The following is a 16,141-nucleotide window of genomic DNA, read 5'->3' on the forward strand; positions in this document are numbered from 1 at the left end:
GTTGATTGAAAGACGGCATTGACATGGCGAGTTACGCGCAATCTTGGTTGGGGCTGGTTCGGGTGATCCATCAGGTCGAAGCAGAGCTGGCGCGCGTCATGCAAAGCGCGCACGGCCTGGGCCTATCTGAGTATCGCGCGCTGGCCGCGTTGGCCAAGGCCCCCGATAGCGAATTACGCATGCAGGATCTGGCCACGCATTTACAGCTCAATCAAAGTTCCGTCTCCCGCATGGTTGAGCGCCTGGAGCGTGCAGAGCTAAGCGTGCGTGATGTGTGCCCGGATGATAAGCGCGGCGTCTATACCGTGTTGACGCAAAAAGGGCGCGCGTGCCTGGCCGCCGCTGAAGTGGATTATGAAAAAACCCTGGAAGCGGCGATGAAGGCCCATGGTTGCCAGGCGTGGCTTTCGGTGGCGATGGCCCACGCGCAATGATTTAAGTCTTACGATAGATCATCATATCCATGGTCTCACCGGCAAAACGCTGGGCCGGCTTTAAGTCTTGGGGGCGATAAAGATCGGGGTCGGCGGCTTCAGGGTGGTCTGGGTCGCGTTGCCATAACTCTTCTAGCATGGTCTTTGTGGGTTCAAAGATGACAATGGCTCCGCCCTTTTTCGTGATACGGTAGGCTTCGCTCAGACTAGGTTGACGCTCTTGCTCGGCGATATGATGGAGCACGCCGAAGAAAAATACCGCAGCAAAATAATCATTATCAAAGGGCATCTTCGCCGCATTAAAGCTTTGGAATTCAATTCTATCATCGACTTCCATAAGTCGTGCATCATCACGCCAGGGTTGACGCGCATAGAGCCCATCATCCTCAAGGGGCTCACCTGTCGTGACGCTTAGTCCCTTTTGTGCCAACGCGATTGCGAAATAACCCTTTCCGGTTCCGATATCGAGCACAGCGGTGTTTTTTTCCAGGGCAAGAAGGGCTAAAGCGCGCTCTGCTTCGGCGCGGGTGCGTAGATATTTTGCACCCAAAGCATCGCTGGATAGGGGGGTCATAAGAAGATCCTTTCATAAATGTGCGTGCGCACGCATATGATGGTCGGGCTATGCTTTGTCAAGGGGAGGGAGGCAAAAGGGGCATGAAGGGCGCGCGGCGCGCTGTGTTAGGTCAGAGCTTAGGCGTGCGCGCGTCCGCGCGCATACAGGGGGCAGCGGCTATACTGAAAACCAAAGAGTAAATCAGCCGATCTTGATATCGTCATGGGCTACCCTACGCTTCAGGATGGCGGCGCAGGAAGATCGTAGAAGGGGTGTTAAGACGCAGAGCGAAGTGTGGCTCATAAGCCATGCCCTCGCCCTGGCGCAGGGCAGGACCGGGCTAGCCAAGCCTTAGTTTTGCGCCGGGATCAGCACCGTTTCACGCGTGCCCTCACGCTCTACAATCAACGTGGTTTCGTCGTTCGGATCAAAGTCTTGCGCGAGCCAGCGTGCGGCTTCGCACCGGGCTTCAAAGCTATCGTGCTCAAGCGGGTGATCATTGATGGCGATCACATGATCATGCAGCTTCAATCCAGTTTCGGCGGCGCGGGAGTTGGAAAACAGCTGCACGATCTGGGCTTCTTCGCCGACATAGGCAACGCCAAAGCTGGGCGATGGCGGATCGGCGCGCGGACCATCATGCGCGCTCAAGACCATCGCCCCAGCCGGATAATCCAAGGTGATCTGATAATAATCGAGTAAGCCATAACCGATCAGGCTGGGGGGGATGGATCGGGTTTGCGCCGGTAAAGGCCCCAGATCGGTGTCATCGAGATAGAAGTGTTCTAGGGTCATGCGCACTAAAGGCGTGACATTGCCGCGTCCCCCCGCCGATACCCCTTCATAGCCTTCGCCTAGGCGGACTGATCCGCGCTGAATATCGCCATGGACGGAGGGCGTATCTGCAACACGAGAGAAAAGCGAGATCGCCCGCGCGCTGCCGGTATCGAACAGGGCCTTATCATTCACATCACCAATGCGATAATCCACAATCGGGGCATGGGGATAGCCAAAATCATGTAAGGGGTGCGTCGCCCCCTCCCTGTCAGCCGATTGCGCTTGAAGGGTTAAGATCTGATCGCGGGTGTTGAGTGTCCAGACACTGCCGGGAAGGATTTCAGACCCGATCACCCCGCCCTGAAAGAAGCAATCTCCCATATCTATGTTTGCATAATCATAGATAAACACAGGAACATTTTTAAAAATGGTCTCGCCGAGCTTTAAGGTTTCGACCAGGGCGACATCCATGCGCACCGGGTTGCCATTGGCATCGCGGCCTATGTTTTCGCCGATGATCTCTAGATCCAAAGTCTCGGCAAAGGCGCGGGTCAATATGGTGGGCGAACCGGTATCGAAGATAAATTCTCCGCTCTGGCCCATGATCTCAGCTTGGATGAACAGCTTATTCATGCGGATGTCGAGGGGGAGGATCGTAGGCTCTTCGCCGCGTTCAATTTCAATCGGGGCATTGAAATAGGCTTGCAGATCCTGCTCTTGAGCGTAAAGCTGCCCGCAGAGGGGGAGGCTGATCAGCCCGAAAGTGAGAGCTATAGTGAGCCTTTGAATCTGCATGATGATCGCCCTTTGATCGAGGTTGCGTGTCTAAAATGAATGTAAAAATTTAATTCTTTAATGTAAAGGGCGTATGAAAAGATAAATCGCGCGGTGTGGCTTTGCTGCGTCAGATCCGCTTATATGTGTGCGCACGCAAAATATGGATCTTTGCTATGTCCCAGACCGAAGCCTTGTTCGATGCGATTATTGTTTTGGCCCGCCAGCGCTATCATCTGGCGGAAAAAGCCTTTGGCACGATAGGGCTTAATCATTCAGAAGCGCGGGTATTGAAGCGTCTCTCAGAACGCGGCGGTGAAGCGACGCAAGACACCTTGTCGGCGGATCTTGTGATTGATCGCAGCAATACCGGGCGGGCCTTGAAACGGCTGGAGAGTGCAGGCCTTATCACACGGCGCAAGGATGAGGGCGATAAGCGTACCAATTGGGTGGCGCTCACCGCACAAGGCGAGGACAAGCTCGCTGCCATTGCTGGCGTGCGTCAGGACATGATCAAACAGGTTTTTAAAGATCTGAGTGAAGACGATGCCGCCACGATCATGACGCTTCTGGGGCCTAGCCTTCAAGCGAATGAATAAACGGGCCAAGGCCGTTCGGAGGCCCCCTTGGGTGTTTTCACATTGGGGTGAGGCGGGGCGAGGTCGCCTTGATCGCCTTGCCAGGGTGTGGCTATAAAAGCCGATGTTTCGCCTCTTGCGCCTTACTTTGATGATGGTGCTGGCCCTGATGATTTCAGGGCTTAGCTCTTGGGCGTGTGCTTGCGTCAGTGCGGCCTCGCTGCCCAGCGCACACAGCCATACATCCATCCGCCATCACGGGATGGATGCGGCGATGGCGTGTCATGAGGATGAAGGGGCGTGCGCGCCGCACTCAAAGGCTTGTGCCCATTGTGATAGCGTGATGGGGCCAGGGCCGGGCAGCGGCGAGGTCTTCACTGCCATGTCCGCGCCCAGTGTGAAGTCCCAAGCGGTCAAGGCGCTGGGTATAATCCCAGCGGCGAACGCGCTTCTGCTTGATCTAAAAATCTCCCCTCGACCGCCGGATGAAAGGCGCAGCGCTCTAACACCGGTTTCACCGGTGCGCCTTTATACCCGCCTTTTGAATTAAGCCCGCTCGAAACCTCGTTTCGTGTTTATGGCCCTGGGTAAACCCATGGGCTGGCTTTGTTCATAAAGGTTTTTTGCGATGATCTCTCGACGATCTCTTTTGACATCCGGGTTGGGTGTGGGCGCGAGCTTGCTCGCCACCAGCATGCTTCCGGCCTGGGCGCGCAGCGCCAGCCAGGGCAATCTGGGCCTTCCCCAGCTGACCGGAACTGAGTTTGACCTCACTATAGGGGAGTTTCCCGCTACCATTGGGGGGCGTATTGCGCGCGCCATCGGGGTCAACCAGACCCTGCCTGCGCCGCTTCTTCGCTTTCGTGAGGGCGAGGATATTACCATCAATGTCACCAATACGCTGCGCGAGGATACCTCCCTTCACTGGCATGGCTTGCTGGTACCGTTTCAAATGGATGGTGTGCCCGGGGTGACCTTCCCAGGGATTAAGCCCGGTGAGACCTTTCAATACCGGTTCAACCTAGCCCATAACGGCACGTACTGGTATCACTCTCATTCCGGATTTCAGGAGCCTTTAGGCCTTTATGGGCCGTTGATCATTGATCCGGCGGGTTCAGATCCGGTGGTCTATGACCGCGAATATGTCCTGGTACTGTCTGATTGGAGTTTCGAGCACCCTCGCCGGATTTTTGAAAAGCTAAAGTCGGACGCGGAAAATTATAATTTCCAAAAGCGCACTTTGGCGGACTTCTTAGGTGATGTGCGCCGTGAAGGCTTTGCCGAAACCTTGTCTACCCGCGCGATGTGGGCGGGTATGCGCATGTCCTCGCGTGATATTTCCGATGTCACCGGCTCGACCTATGACTATCTGATCAATGGTCATACCACGGCGGACAATTGGAATGGCGTCATTCAACCGGGCGAGCGGGTGCGCCTGCGCCTGATCAATGCCTCGGCGATGACGATTTTCAATATTCGCATGCCCGGCCTTACCATGACAGTGGTGGCTGCCGATGGCCTTAATGTTCAGCCCTTGGACATTGATGAGTTCCAAATGGGCGTGGCGGAAACCTATGATGTCATCATCACCGTGCCCGATGCGGGCGTTTATGGCTTGGTTGCTGAGGCGGTCGATCGCTCCGGCCAGGTCATGGCGAGTTTCGGGCCCCAGCCCGGCATGCGCGCCAGTGAACCGGACCTACGCCCTGTCCCCAGCCTGACCATGCGCGATATGGGCATGGATCATGGAGACCCTACAGATCACGTCGCCATGGATCACACTTCAATGAGGCATGATGATCCCCATGCCGGTCATGGTGCGCACAATAATCACGTCTCCCCCGCCCCCCTACCGGTCGAGCGCCCCGATCTTAGGCGCGGGCCGGGCATTGCCAATATCGTCTCGCACCCTTTGGCGCGCTTGGATGAACCGGGGATCGGCCTTGAGGATGTGGCGCATCGCACGCTTACCTATGCGGATCTGCGCAGCCTAGAGCCCAGCCCCGATACCCGCCCGCCTGAGCGCGAGATTGAGGTTCATCTCACCAGTAATATGGAGCGCTATATGTGGTCCTTTGATGGGGTAGGCTTTAGCGAGATTACCGCGCCGATCCGCTTTCACCAGGGCGAGCGCGTACGTATGACCTTGGTCAATAATACCATGATGGCCCATCCCATCCATTTGCACGGCATGTTCTTTGATGTCGTGAATGGCGGGGGTGATCATAAACCCAGAAAGCATACCATCATCGTCAAACCCAGTGAAAAGCTGTCGGTGGACATCTCTGCGGACGCAGTCGGCGATTGGGCCTTTCACTGCCACCTCCTCTATCACATGCATGCCGGGATGATGCAGGTCGTTCAGGTGTTACCCCGTGAAACACCGCCCGACCCTCATTCAGCCCATCAGGGCCATCATCACACTCAGAAAGGTGGCCATCATGACTAAGCGCATGAGTATCAGCACAGTTTTTGTGGTTCTGATGGCGGGCAACGCTCAGGCACAGCATCATGACACGGGCGAGACCCTCTGGTCGCAAGCCGATGCCTATTACGACCCGGAAGAGATGGCGAAGGCCCGCGCTGGTGTCCTTCATCATAGCGGCGGTGAAGTCACAGACTTCATCATGGCTGACCGTATGGAGTGGCAATTGGGGGATGAAGGTGGCGGGCTTTGGGATCTTCAGGCCTGGCGCGGCGGGGATCTTCATAAGCTGTGGATCAAAACTGAGGGCGAATATAGCTTTGACCATCAGGCGCTGGAGGAGATGGAGATCCAGGCGCTTTATTCACGCGCCATCCTTGCCTATTTCGATCTTCAGATGGGTTTGCGTTATGATCTGGAACCAAAGGGCAAAACTCATGGCGTTTTGGGCATTCAAGGCCTGATGCCCTATGGATTTGAGGTTGATCTGGCGGGCTTTATCGCTACCAGCGGCGATGTGTCAATGCGGTTTGAAGGCGAGTATGATTTTCGCCTGACCCAGCGTCTGATCGCCCAGCCACGTCTGGAGCTGAGTTGGCAGGGCCAGGATGATCTCTATGCGGGTTTAGGCTCTGGCTTCACCCATACGTCTATTGGGCTCAGGGTGCGCTATGAAATCACGCGCGAATTTGCGCCCTATATCGGGCTCGAATGGCAATCAGATCTTGGCGAGACCCGCGATCTGATCCGGCGTGCGGGGGGCGAGGCTGAAGACACAAAAATCCTGATCGGTCATCGCAGCTGGTATTAAAGGAAAGGGGGCCATTTGGCCCCCTTTTTAGTTTAGTGCTCGGCCATGATAATGCCGGGCAGCGAAAGATCGCCGGAGGCGACATCATGCACACCGGTTACGCAGAGGAGCGGAGCCTCACCGGCCTCATTCACCTGCATTTCTGCAGTAACCGCATCGAAATGCGCGCTTTCACTGTTACTCAACGGCACAGTGATCCGTGCGACCGCGCCGTCTAAAACGGGGCTCATGCCCGGACTATCCAAGGCGATGGGTAGCATGGGGGCGGTGGCCGGTAATAGATCAACACCGGGTGAAACATCACGGACTTTCAAACCTGCACCACAGGCTTCGTCCTGAACCAGTACCGCCCAATGCGAATGCCAATCGGCACCATCATTGGCCGGATCCCCGTCATTGTTTTCATCAAATAAGGGCGTGTCATCAAAATCGGGGTGGGCGGTAATGGCGAGCGCTAAAATCCCGCTATCAGCCTCAAAACCAACCAGATCGGGATTGAGGGAGGTTGGCCAGACATAGGCCGTCACTTTGGCCCCGGTTAATTGACCGATGGCTTGAGGCTTTTGACTGCCGGCAAGCCCCGCCACTTCCATTGCGAATGTGGTCAGGCGTCCATCGGTGCTCGCCGTGGCTTGGGTAATATCAAAGGCGGGATCAAGGGCCTCATTCGCGGGGCTGTTGACGGGGTGAAGGGCTAGGGTGAGGGCGCTAAGAGAGAAGAGAAGCATGATGTAACCTTATATTGTTTCGAGTCGATACTAATTTATCTTTAGCGTCTTCATCGCGCCCTTGCAAGATTGTTTTGACTCGATACTATGCATGTGATGGACATGCCTCTTCTCTCCCTCCTCGAACGTTTGGCGCGGCTGGTGCATAGTGAAAGTCACGCTGCAGGCTTAAAGCCGGTGCAGTGGGATATTTTGCGATTTTTGGCGCAGGCAAATCGCTTTTCGCGCACGCCCAGCGGATTGACAGCCTATCTTGGTCAAACCAAGGGGACGGTATCGCAAAGCCTGAAAGCTCTAGAAGACAAAGGTTTGGTGGAGAAACACCCCCAGCCTGGTGATAAGCGCGGCGTAGATGTGCGTTTATCAACGGCCGGTCGCGCCATGTTGACCCAGGATCCTTTAGCAGCCTTTATGGGCGGTCTGGACGGCTTTGGTCTTGAAGATCGACAAACGCTTGAAGCCCTTTTGAGCCGCTATCTGACAGGGCTTCTTACGGCCCGCCAAGGACGGATGTTTGGCGAATGTCGCCAGTGCCGCTTTTTTCAAGCGAGCGCATCTCAAGGCCCTTATTTTTGTGGCTTGTTGAAGCAGGCTTTAAGTGAGGAGGATAGCCGGGATCGCTGTGTAGAGTTTGAGCTTATTTGTTAATTATGTATATATGCATATTTACGCATAATTAAGAAATTCATTAGCGTAATCAGATCTTTACCAAGGTTAAAAATCCGTTTTCGGGCGATGGCGGATCCAATTCTCAAACAATGGATCGGAGATACGCCATTCCTCTTCCCACTTTTCGACCAGCGCATGGCGTGAAAGCAGTTTGAGCGCTGATTGTAGAGAGGAACTATTGGGTGCGCTTTTGCCGGTGAGATCCTTGATAAAGTCTGCGCCTGCCTGACCATAAAGCTGGGTGACATGATCGGCCAGCATGCGCGCGACCAGGCGTTGGGTTGCGCTCAGGCCCAGCCAAACTTCGCCAAAGCCAAATTCTTCGGATAATTCATCTTGAACCTTCTGCACCGCATCGCGCGGATCCATATCGGGATGCAGCGCGACAGTGGTCAGCCAGCGTTGGAAGAACAGCGGGTTTTGCTCAAAAGTATCAAAGACCTCCATCGCGGTGGGGCGGTCCAGACGCGCTTTGGAGCTTTTGCGGAAGGCCTCGATCTGATGATTGACGAAGCGCTCATCCAGCGCCGGTAATTCGATGGGGCTGGCAAAACGGAAAAAGGGCGCGGCGCGCGCGGTAAACATCCGGCGTAGTCCATCGGGCGAAGACCCGGTGAACAAGGTCGCCAGGCCATCACGGCGTTTATCCAGGCTGGTGCGCAGGGCCGAGATTAAGGGCGCGGAGGCTTTGGACCGAGCAAGCTCTTGAAACTCATCAAACAATAAGAAGGCGGGTTTATCGTCATTGGCGAGCCGCTCACAATATTGATCGAGCAGCAGGAGAAGGCTTTCCGGGGCTTGACCTTTAAGATTGGCAAGATCGACCTCAATCTCACCCGTCCCATCAGGGGTTTTCAGCTTGAATTTCGGCGCAAGATCGGAGGCGGTTGTGCGCAGGCGATCCATCACATTGCCCGTACGCAAAGCGCGATCAAATTCATAAAGCAAAATACCTAAGGGCGAATCAAGCGTCTGCCAGAAACTGACATAGACCACGCGGTGACCTTCTTCACGCGCCAGAGGCCCCAGATCATGGGTTAGAAATTGCGTTTTTCCGGTGCGCCGCGGTCCAAACAGGCTGAGCGCAGAGACAGGCCCATGGGCGAGCAGATCATAGACCTGCCCAGCAAATTCACGGCGCGGATAATGCCAATGTGAACGGCTCATATGCGTGATTATTCCGGACTACATAATTATGTTGACGCGCATAAGTAAGCATAAGCCTGCCCTAAGGTCACGGGAAAACTTAAACTTTAAATCTCACGTGTATAACGCTTACAGCCGAAGATGGAGCAAGCGTAACGTGTTTCAGGCGCCTTTTTGGGCGATAAATCCCCATCCAGAGGGGAAGACGCATGACAAAGCTTTTGAAAGTTGGGGCCATGGGGGTCATTCTTGCTGTGGCGAGTTTAGGTCTAAGCGCGTGTAGCGTGACGATGAAATCCGACATCGACTGGACCGGGCGCACGGGCGAAGACGACGCTGAGATCCAGCCTTCAGAGGATAGCGAAAGCTCACCTCTTGAAGGTCCGGATCAGGCGACGGCTCGCACCAGCTGTTAGTCGGCGTAGGGGCTTAGCGGTTAAGCGCCCGGCGCTTTTAAAGGCACCACCGCCACCGTCAGGCGAGAGACGCAGATCAAGCGCTGAGCCTCATCATGGATCTCGGTCTGCCAGACCTGGCTGGTGCGACCGATATGTAAAGGCCGCGCGGTGCCGATCACCCAACCGGATGCGACCGAGCGCACATGATTGGCGTTAATCTCCTGTCCGACGCAGACCCATTCATTGGTGTCGACCAAGAGGTTTGATCCGACCCCGCCCAGGGATTCTGACAATACCACATTGGCCCCGCCATGCAGCAGGCCATAGGGTTGATGGGTGCGCGCATCCACGGGCATGCGGCCCTTAACATAATCGGGGCCGAGCTCGATAATCTCGATGCCAAGCTGTTTTAAAATGGTCTTGTCTGTTCCTGCATTCAGCGCCTCCAGGCTGGGGCGTACGCGCCAGATGTCATTCATGAGTGTCTCCCGATCAGTATGGCCTTTTGTTCTCGTTTTGTACAGGTACAATTATGATCAATGGCCAAACCATCTGACAGTGTCACAGGACATAGTCAAAAGTCATGGGGCGTATGGCCCGACAAATCTCACGACAGTGTGAAGTGTATGTCAGGGCGCAAAGGATTGGAAAAGCGAAGACCCTTTCCCATATCCCTTTCATCGAAAAGACAATGAGCCGTCCGTCAAGCCTTCGCTGAATGAGACTTCCCGAACAGGCTCGATAAAAAAATGAAGGTTGGACATCATGACGCGCTTTTTTTCTCTCGCCCTTGCTACCATATCCTTGTTGAGCGTGATTGTTCTGGTCTGCCAGAGGCAGAGCGCTCTATTTATCCCCGCCTAGTGCGGTGATGGTATAGTCATAGAAACAGGCCTCAGCGTGCGTCCCCCCAGCCTGCCAAGCGAGGCCTGCAGGTGCCACCGGACCCCCTGTCCCCGTCTGGTGGCACCCTTAAGCGCCCCCTGCCAGCCCCCCTGGCGGGGGGCTTCTTATTGGGGTTTGGGGTAAAGCTTACCAGGATAGGTCTTCACCGCTGACATGGAAGAAGCGACCATTCATGGCCGGGTTCTTCATGGCGCGCGCGATCAGATCAAGCTGGGCATCGACGGCTTCTGTGATGGTCAAAAGTCCGTTGGGTCCGCCCATATCCGTGCGCACCCATCCCGGATGCAATAGGAGAGTGGTTATCCCACGCGGGGTGAGATCAATACTGAGCGATTTTCCGATGGCATTGAGCCCGGCTTTTGAGGCGCGATAGCCATAGTAACCGCCACTCTCATTATCGCGCATAGAGCCCATCCGGCTCGATTGAAGCGCGATGACTTTCATCTCAGAAGCAGCGACTTGATCGGCGAAGGCTTCAACCAGGGCCAAGGGCGCAATAGTGTTGACCATCAATTGATGGACCAGGGTGTCATTCGCCGCAGACCCAAAGCTTTTGGTCTCATCGGGTAAAATACCCGCATTGGCAAACAGAAGATCAATAGGATCTGTGATCTGGGCTTTCAACGCTTTGGCGGCGTTAAGATCCTTCGCATCGTAAGCGTAAATGTTTAAACGCCCATCTTGCGGGTCCAGCGCGCGTAAAGCCTCGGCTTTGTCCGGTTGACGGCAGGCCGCGCTGACGTGCCAGCCGCGTTCCAGCAAGCGCTTGGTGTGTTCTAATCCCAGTCCCCGATTTGCCCCGGTGATCAGCACATGTGACATGAAAGTGTCTCCGTTGATTTATGTCTTAGCCCCCATACTAAGTCACGAATACCGCCTGCCAAGTGAGAAAGACCTGTGACAATCAGCCAGGAAAGCTTGAACGCGCGCGCGACAGGAGTAGGGTGGCGTTACAACCGCTTATCCGCGATCGGTCCGATCGTTTTTCATTTTAAGGTCTAGGAGCAGTTCCCATGGGAGCCGTTGTCAGCGTCGCGCATGCTTATGATCGCGACACCTTCCTGAAATCCGCCACCACACTTGATGCGTTTGCCGACGCCAGTGCGCAAACCACAAGCTTTTTAGAGCAGCTGTTTGAAGATGCTCTGGAAGAGGATATGGGCGATGTGCCCCTGGACGATGCGCTAAAAATCGTAGCTGATTTTTGGCACTATGGTGAACACCGCCCTGGGGATCAGGTTCTGATCCGGGTCCGGAACGCGCAAGGTGCCAAGGGCGAAGCTTTACCGCGCGATGTGCTGGAGATTATCGGCCCTGACCGACCTTTCCTGGTGGATTCGGTCATGGGCGAGGTTGCCGCGCAAGGTCTTGATGTGCGGGCCATGTTCCACCCGATCGTGCGTGTGCGCCGTTCTGAAAGCGGGGACCGGGTTGATGATGGCGGGCGCATTGGCGCGGAATCCATGATTCAGGTTCATTTAGAGCCTTTGGACACGGCCTCGCGTGAGCGTTTGGAAGCGGCTATTCGTGGCGGATTGTCTGATGTGCGTGATGCGGTTGAAGACTGGCGCGATATGCGTGCGCAAATGGACGATGCCATTGCCCATCTGGAAAGCGCGAAAACCGGCGCGGACGAGGATGAGTTGAAAGAGGCGTTGGCCTTCCTCACTTGGCTGCGTGATGATCATTTCGCTTTCATCGGGGCGCGGACTTATATTTTTGACATTGATGGCGAAGGCAAGCTCGTCAAGAAAGAGCCGACTGTATTACCGGATTCAGGGCGTGGTATCTTACGCGATCCGGCCCGTCATGTGCTGCGTGATAGTGCGGAACCGGTCTATCTGGCCCCGGCCTTTGAGGCTTTCTTGAACCAGCCAAGCCCGGTCATTGTGGCTAAGGCCAATATCAAAAGCCGTGTTCACCGCCGCGCCTATCTCGATTATGTCGGTGTGAAACGCTACCGCGAAGACGGTAAGGTGATTGGCGAGACCCGCTTTGTCGGTCTCTTCACCGCCGAAGCCTATGACCAGATGGCGCGTGATGTGCCGCTGATCCGGCGTAAAGTGCGCCGGGTTCTGGAAAAGGCGGCCAAGGTGCCCGGCACCCACTCGGCGAAGAAATTACAAAACATCGTTGAGAATTATCCCCGCGATGAGCTGTTCCAGACCAGCGAAACCGATCTGTTGCAGATGAGCCTTGGGATCTTGCATCTCTATGATCGCCCGCGCACCAAACTCTTCATGCGCCGCGATCAATTTGATCGCTTCATTTCGGCCTTCTTATTCGTGCCGCGTGACCGGTATAATTCCAAGGTTCGCGAACAGGCCGGTGAATTACTGCGCAGTGCCTATAATGGGCGCTTGTCAGCCTTCTATCCCAGCTTTGGGGAAGGCCCGCTGGCACGGGTGCATTTCATCATTGGTCTGGATCCCCACAATCATCCAGAACCTGAAGTGTTGGATCTGGAGCGGCGCATCGTTCAACTGGCGCGCACCTGGGAAGATGATCTGGAGGTCGAAGGGCGTGCGCGCGGCGATCTGGAGCTGTCGCGCGGCATTGCGCGCTATCTCGACGCCTTCACGGCCGGCTATCGCGAACGCTATCTGCCGGTCGAAGCGCTTGATGATATCGCGCGCATGCAGCGCCTTGCGGGCGAGTATACTTTGGATGCACGCGCCTTCCGCCTCAGCGATGATGATGAGAAAACCTTGCGCGTGAAGCTCTATCATACCGGTGAGCCAATTGCGTTATCGAATGTTATGCCGGTGCTGGAGCATTTGGGCCTGCATGTCGCCGCGGAAGCCGGGTATCCGGTACGCCGTGAAAACGGTGATGGCCCGCGTGAAACGGTCTGGATCCATGATTTTGAAATGCGCGCCGACCATGAGGGTCTGCCTGCGATTGAAATTCTGGCCCCGAAACTTGAAGATGCGATCCTGGCGGTTCTTGATAACCGCGCCGAGGATGACGGCTTTAACGCGCTCGTGCTCTCCATTGGGGTGAGCTGGCGTGAAGCGGCCTTCCTGCGCGCGCTGGCGCGCTATCGTGCCCAGTCCGGTATGGATCCGTCGCAAGCGATCCAGGAAGAGGCGCTGGCCCATTATCCCGCGATTGCCCGCCAGTTGCTGGAAATCGCGACGATCAAATTCGACCCTAGCCTGGATCTGGATCTGGATGCACGCCGCGCCAAAGCCAAAGAGATCAGCGATGCTGTTCGTTTGGCCTTGGAAGAGGTGTCCAGCCTTGACCATGACCGGGTGCTGCGCCGGATCTTGCGCCTGTTGGAAGCGACTTTGCGTACCAACTTCTATCAGCGTGATGAGAAGGGCCAGCCTAAGCCTTGGATCTCGTTGAAAATTGCCTCACGCGAGGTGCGTGAACTGCCTGAGCCTAAGCCGTATCGCGAAATCTTTGTCTGGAGCCCGCGCGTCGAAGGTGTGCACATTCGCTTCGGTCCGGTGGCCCGCGGTGGTTTGCGCTGGTCAGATCGCCGCGAAGACTTCCGCACCGAAGTTTTGGGCCTTGTCAAAGCCCAGCAGGTGAAGAACGCCGTGATCGTGCCGGTCGGCTCGAAAGGGGGGTTCTACGCCAAACAGCTTCCAAAAGCGGGAACGCGCGAGGAATGGCTGGCCGAAGGGATTGAAAGCTATAAAACCTTCATTCGCGGCCTGTTAGATATCACCGACAATATCAAGGGCGAAGAGGTTCTGGCTCCGGCGAATGTCGTGCGCTGGGATGATGAAGATCCCTATCTGGTGGTTGCAGCCGATAAAGGCACGGCAACCTTCTCGGACATTGCCAATGGCGTGGCGCAAAACGATTATGATTTCTGGTTGGGCGATGCCTTCGCCTCAGGCGGATCTGCGGGCTATGACCATAAGAAGATGGGCATTACCGCACGCGGGGCCTGGGAATCGGTCAAGCGTCACTTCCGCGAAATGGGTAAGGATATCCAGACCGAAGACTTCACCGTCATCGGTGTGGGCGATATGTCGGGCGATGTGTTCGGCAATGGTATGTTATTGTCCAAGCATATCCGCCTGATCGCGGCCTTTGATCACCGCGATATCTTTATCGATCCGAACCCCGTGGATGTCTTGAAAACCTGGGAAGAGCGCAAGCGCATGTTCGAACTGCCGCGCTCATCCTGGCAGGACTATAATAAAGACCTCATCTCTAAAGGCGGCGGGATTTTCTCGCGCGCGGCCAAAACCATCGGTCTGACGCCAGAAATTAAAGAGCTGACCGGGCTGGCACGTGACAGTGTGTCCCCGAATGAGCTGATGAAGGCGCTGTTGCGCACCGATGTTGAGCTGATGTGGTTCGGCGGGATCGGGACCTATGTCAAAGCCTCCACCCAGCAGCATTGGGAGGTTAGCGACAAGGCCAATGATGCCATCCGCGTGGATGCGGGTGAGCTGGGGGCCAGCGTGGTCGGCGAAGGGGCCAATCTGGGCATGACCCAGGCCGCCCGGATTGAGTTTGAACGCGCAGGCGGCCATGTGAATGCCGACTTTGTGGACAATTCTGCCGGGGTGGATAGCTCTGACCATGAGGTCAATATCAAAATCCTTCTTAACCCCATGGTGCGCGATGGTGCCATGAAGCTGGACGATCGTAATACCTTGCTTGAAAGCATGACGGATACGGTCGCCGATCACGTGCTTGATCATAACTATGATCAGACCCTGGCTTTGACCCTGGCCCAGCGCCATGCCCGCGAAGATATTGATGCTCATGAGCGTATGATGGAGCGCTTGGAGGCTGATGGCCGTCTCAACCGTCAGGTTGAAGGCCTACCCTCTGCCGATGTCATCCGCACCTTGAAAGAAGAGGGCAAAGGCCTGACCCGGCCTGAGATCGCGATTCTTCTAAGCTATGCCAAGATTGCGCTTTTCGATGCCTTGGTGGCGTGTGAAGTGCCCGATGATCCGCACTTCGAACACTCGTTGGTCACCTATTTCCCCAGCCATTTGGCGAAGTTTGAAGACGCCATGCAAGGTCACCGCCTGAAGCGGGAAATCATTGCCACGCGTTTGGCCAATGACATGGTCAATCTGGGCGGGCCGACCTTTGTCCACCGGGCTAAGGAATCCACCGCTGCCGATACGGGCTCGATCGCGCGCGCCTTTGAGGCCGGCCGGCAGATCTTTGAATTTTCTGAATTGACTGAAGCCATCAATGGCTTGGATAACCAGGTCTCAGCAGACGTTCAAAGCACGCTTCATGATGAAGTGATCCGCCTGATGCGTCGCCAGACCTATTGGCTTGCGCGTCGTGGGCTGAGTTCAGGCGATGCGGGCCAAACCTCCATCACCGCGATGATTGAAGCCTATCGTCCCGGCGTTCAGCAATTGAAAGGCCTTGTCCATACGATCATTTCCGATCATGACCGGGCAGGGGTTGAGCAACGCTTCAACGATTATGTCGAGGCCGGAGCACCGGAGGACTTGGCCCGTAAGGTTGCTGAGCTGCGTCCGCTGACTTCGTCCACTGACGTGATTGACCTCGCCAAGAGCCGCGATTGGCCGCTGGAAGCGGTGGCGCGTCTCTATCACGCGGTTGGGGCTCGCTTCAGCTTTGATCGTCTGCGCTGGGCGGGGGGGCAGCTGTCTTCCACCCTGCACTGGGATCGTCTGGCGGTGCGCCGCTTGATCGAAGATCTCTATGCCAGCCAGCAAGCCATTACGCAGGCTGTCATCAACTTTGTTGAGGCCGATGAGACCGGTGAGTTCAAACCGGGCAAAGATCGCTCTGATGTCGATTGGGCGATGGGTGTAGTGCACACTTGGCGGCGTAAAAACCTGGCTGAGGTGGAACGCGCCGATGCCGCTATCGCTGAGATCTCTGGCACGGGCAATTGGACCCTGTCCAAGATCGCGATCCTCTCCACGCAATTGCGTGAACTGGCCCAGATCGCAAGCCTTAGCTAGGCAGAC

General features: G+C 55.8%; 14 protein-coding genes. 8 read left to right on the forward strand and 6 right to left on the reverse strand.

The genetic code is table 11. The features are described from left to right. Positions 1-23 precede the first annotated feature (23 nt). On the forward strand, positions 24-434 hold the full coding sequence (locus tag H151_RS0104695; RefSeq protein WP_019960487.1) for a MarR family winged helix-turn-helix transcriptional regulator: 411 nt from the start codon (positions 24-26) through the stop codon (positions 432-434). Position 435: 1 nt separating this feature from the next. Here H151_RS0104695 and H151_RS0104700 read toward each other — a convergent pair whose 3' ends face one another. After that, complete coding sequence (locus H151_RS0104700) at positions 436-1,008, reverse strand: class I SAM-dependent methyltransferase (protein WP_019960488.1); 573 nt, start codon at positions 1,006-1,008, stop codon at positions 436-438. A gap of 333 nt (positions 1,009-1,341) precedes the next feature. After that, a complete protein-coding gene (locus H151_RS0104705) occupies positions 1,342-2,562 on the reverse strand; it encodes an aspartyl protease family protein (protein WP_019960489.1) in 1,221 nt (406 codons plus the stop codon). A gap of 155 nt (positions 2,563-2,717) precedes the next feature. Here H151_RS0104705 and H151_RS16860 point away from each other — a divergent pair, with 155 nt between their 5' ends. The 4 genes from H151_RS16860 to H151_RS0104725 all read left to right on the forward strand — a co-directional run bounded on the left by H151_RS16860 (position 2,718) and on the right by H151_RS0104725 (position 6,355). Further along, a complete protein-coding gene (locus H151_RS16860; protein ID WP_156823362.1) occupies positions 2,718-3,140 on the forward strand; it encodes a MarR family winged helix-turn-helix transcriptional regulator in 423 nt (140 codons plus the stop codon). A gap of 103 nt (positions 3,141-3,243) precedes the next feature. Beyond that, positions 3,244-3,669, forward strand: a complete 426-nt coding sequence (locus H151_RS0104715; RefSeq protein ID WP_019960491.1) for a hypothetical protein — start codon at positions 3,244-3,246, stop codon at positions 3,667-3,669. A 78-nt stretch (positions 3,670-3,747) separates the two neighbouring features. Next, entirely contained in the window at positions 3,748-5,568 is a 1,821-nt protein-coding gene (locus H151_RS0104720; protein WP_019960492.1) for a copper resistance system multicopper oxidase, read from the forward strand. Then, positions 5,561-6,355 (forward strand): copper resistance protein B, encoded by a 795-nt coding sequence (locus H151_RS0104725; protein WP_019960493.1) that lies wholly within the window; start codon positions 5,561-5,563, stop codon positions 6,353-6,355. Before H151_RS0104720 ends, H151_RS0104725 begins: the two co-directional genes overlap by 8 nt. Positions 6,356-6,387: 32 nt before the next feature. On the opposite strand, the gene H151_RS0104730 is transcribed toward H151_RS0104725, so the two are convergent. Continuing rightward, positions 6,388-7,083 carry a hypothetical protein gene (locus H151_RS0104730; RefSeq protein ID WP_019960494.1) on the reverse strand — a complete coding sequence of 232 codons (696 nt, stop codon included), beginning with the start codon at positions 7,081-7,083 and terminating at the stop codon, positions 6,388-6,390. Positions 7,084-7,185: 102 nt separating this feature from the next. On the opposite strand from H151_RS0104730, the gene H151_RS0104735 reads away from it, so the two are divergent. Then, positions 7,186-7,731, forward strand: coding sequence for a MarR family winged helix-turn-helix transcriptional regulator (locus H151_RS0104735; protein WP_233354511.1), 546 nt, complete (start codon positions 7,186-7,188; stop codon positions 7,729-7,731). Positions 7,732-7,797: 66 nt separating this feature from the next. Here the strand turns inward: H151_RS0104735 and H151_RS0104740 are convergent, their stop codons facing one another. Next, positions 7,798-8,919, reverse strand: a complete 1,122-nt coding sequence (locus H151_RS0104740; RefSeq protein ID WP_019960496.1) for an AAA family ATPase — start codon at positions 8,917-8,919, stop codon at positions 7,798-7,800. A 188-nt stretch (positions 8,920-9,107) separates the two neighbouring features. Between H151_RS0104740 and H151_RS0104745 the strand changes: the two genes are divergently transcribed. Next, positions 9,108-9,314 carry a hypothetical protein gene (locus H151_RS0104745; RefSeq protein ID WP_019960497.1) on the forward strand — a complete coding sequence of 69 codons (207 nt, stop codon included), beginning with the start codon at positions 9,108-9,110 and terminating at the stop codon, positions 9,312-9,314. Positions 9,315-9,334: 20 nt separating this feature from the next. Here the strand turns inward: H151_RS0104745 and H151_RS0104750 are convergent, their stop codons facing one another. Together H151_RS0104750 and H151_RS0104755 are read right to left on the reverse strand one after the other, a co-directional pair. Beyond that, the gene (locus tag H151_RS0104750) at positions 9,335-9,775 is read right to left on the reverse strand and encodes a hotdog fold thioesterase (protein WP_019960498.1); all 441 of its coding nucleotides are present in this window, start codon (positions 9,773-9,775) and stop codon (positions 9,335-9,337) included. A 553-nt stretch (positions 9,776-10,328) separates the two neighbouring features. Continuing rightward, positions 10,329-11,024, reverse strand: a complete 696-nt coding sequence (locus H151_RS0104755) for an SDR family oxidoreductase (RefSeq protein ID WP_019960499.1) — start codon at positions 11,022-11,024, stop codon at positions 10,329-10,331. 191 nt (positions 11,025-11,215) lie between these two features. Between H151_RS0104755 and H151_RS0104760 the strand changes: the two genes are divergently transcribed. Beyond that, a complete protein-coding gene (locus H151_RS0104760; protein ID WP_019960500.1) occupies positions 11,216-16,135 on the forward strand; it encodes an NAD-glutamate dehydrogenase in 4,920 nt (1,639 codons plus the stop codon). Positions 16,136-16,141: the final 6 nt, after the last annotated feature.

This window comes from Woodsholea maritima DSM 17123 (assembly GCF_000382325.1).
In the GTDB taxonomy this organism is placed as follows: domain Bacteria; phylum Pseudomonadota; class Alphaproteobacteria; order Caulobacterales; family Maricaulaceae; genus Woodsholea; species Woodsholea maritima.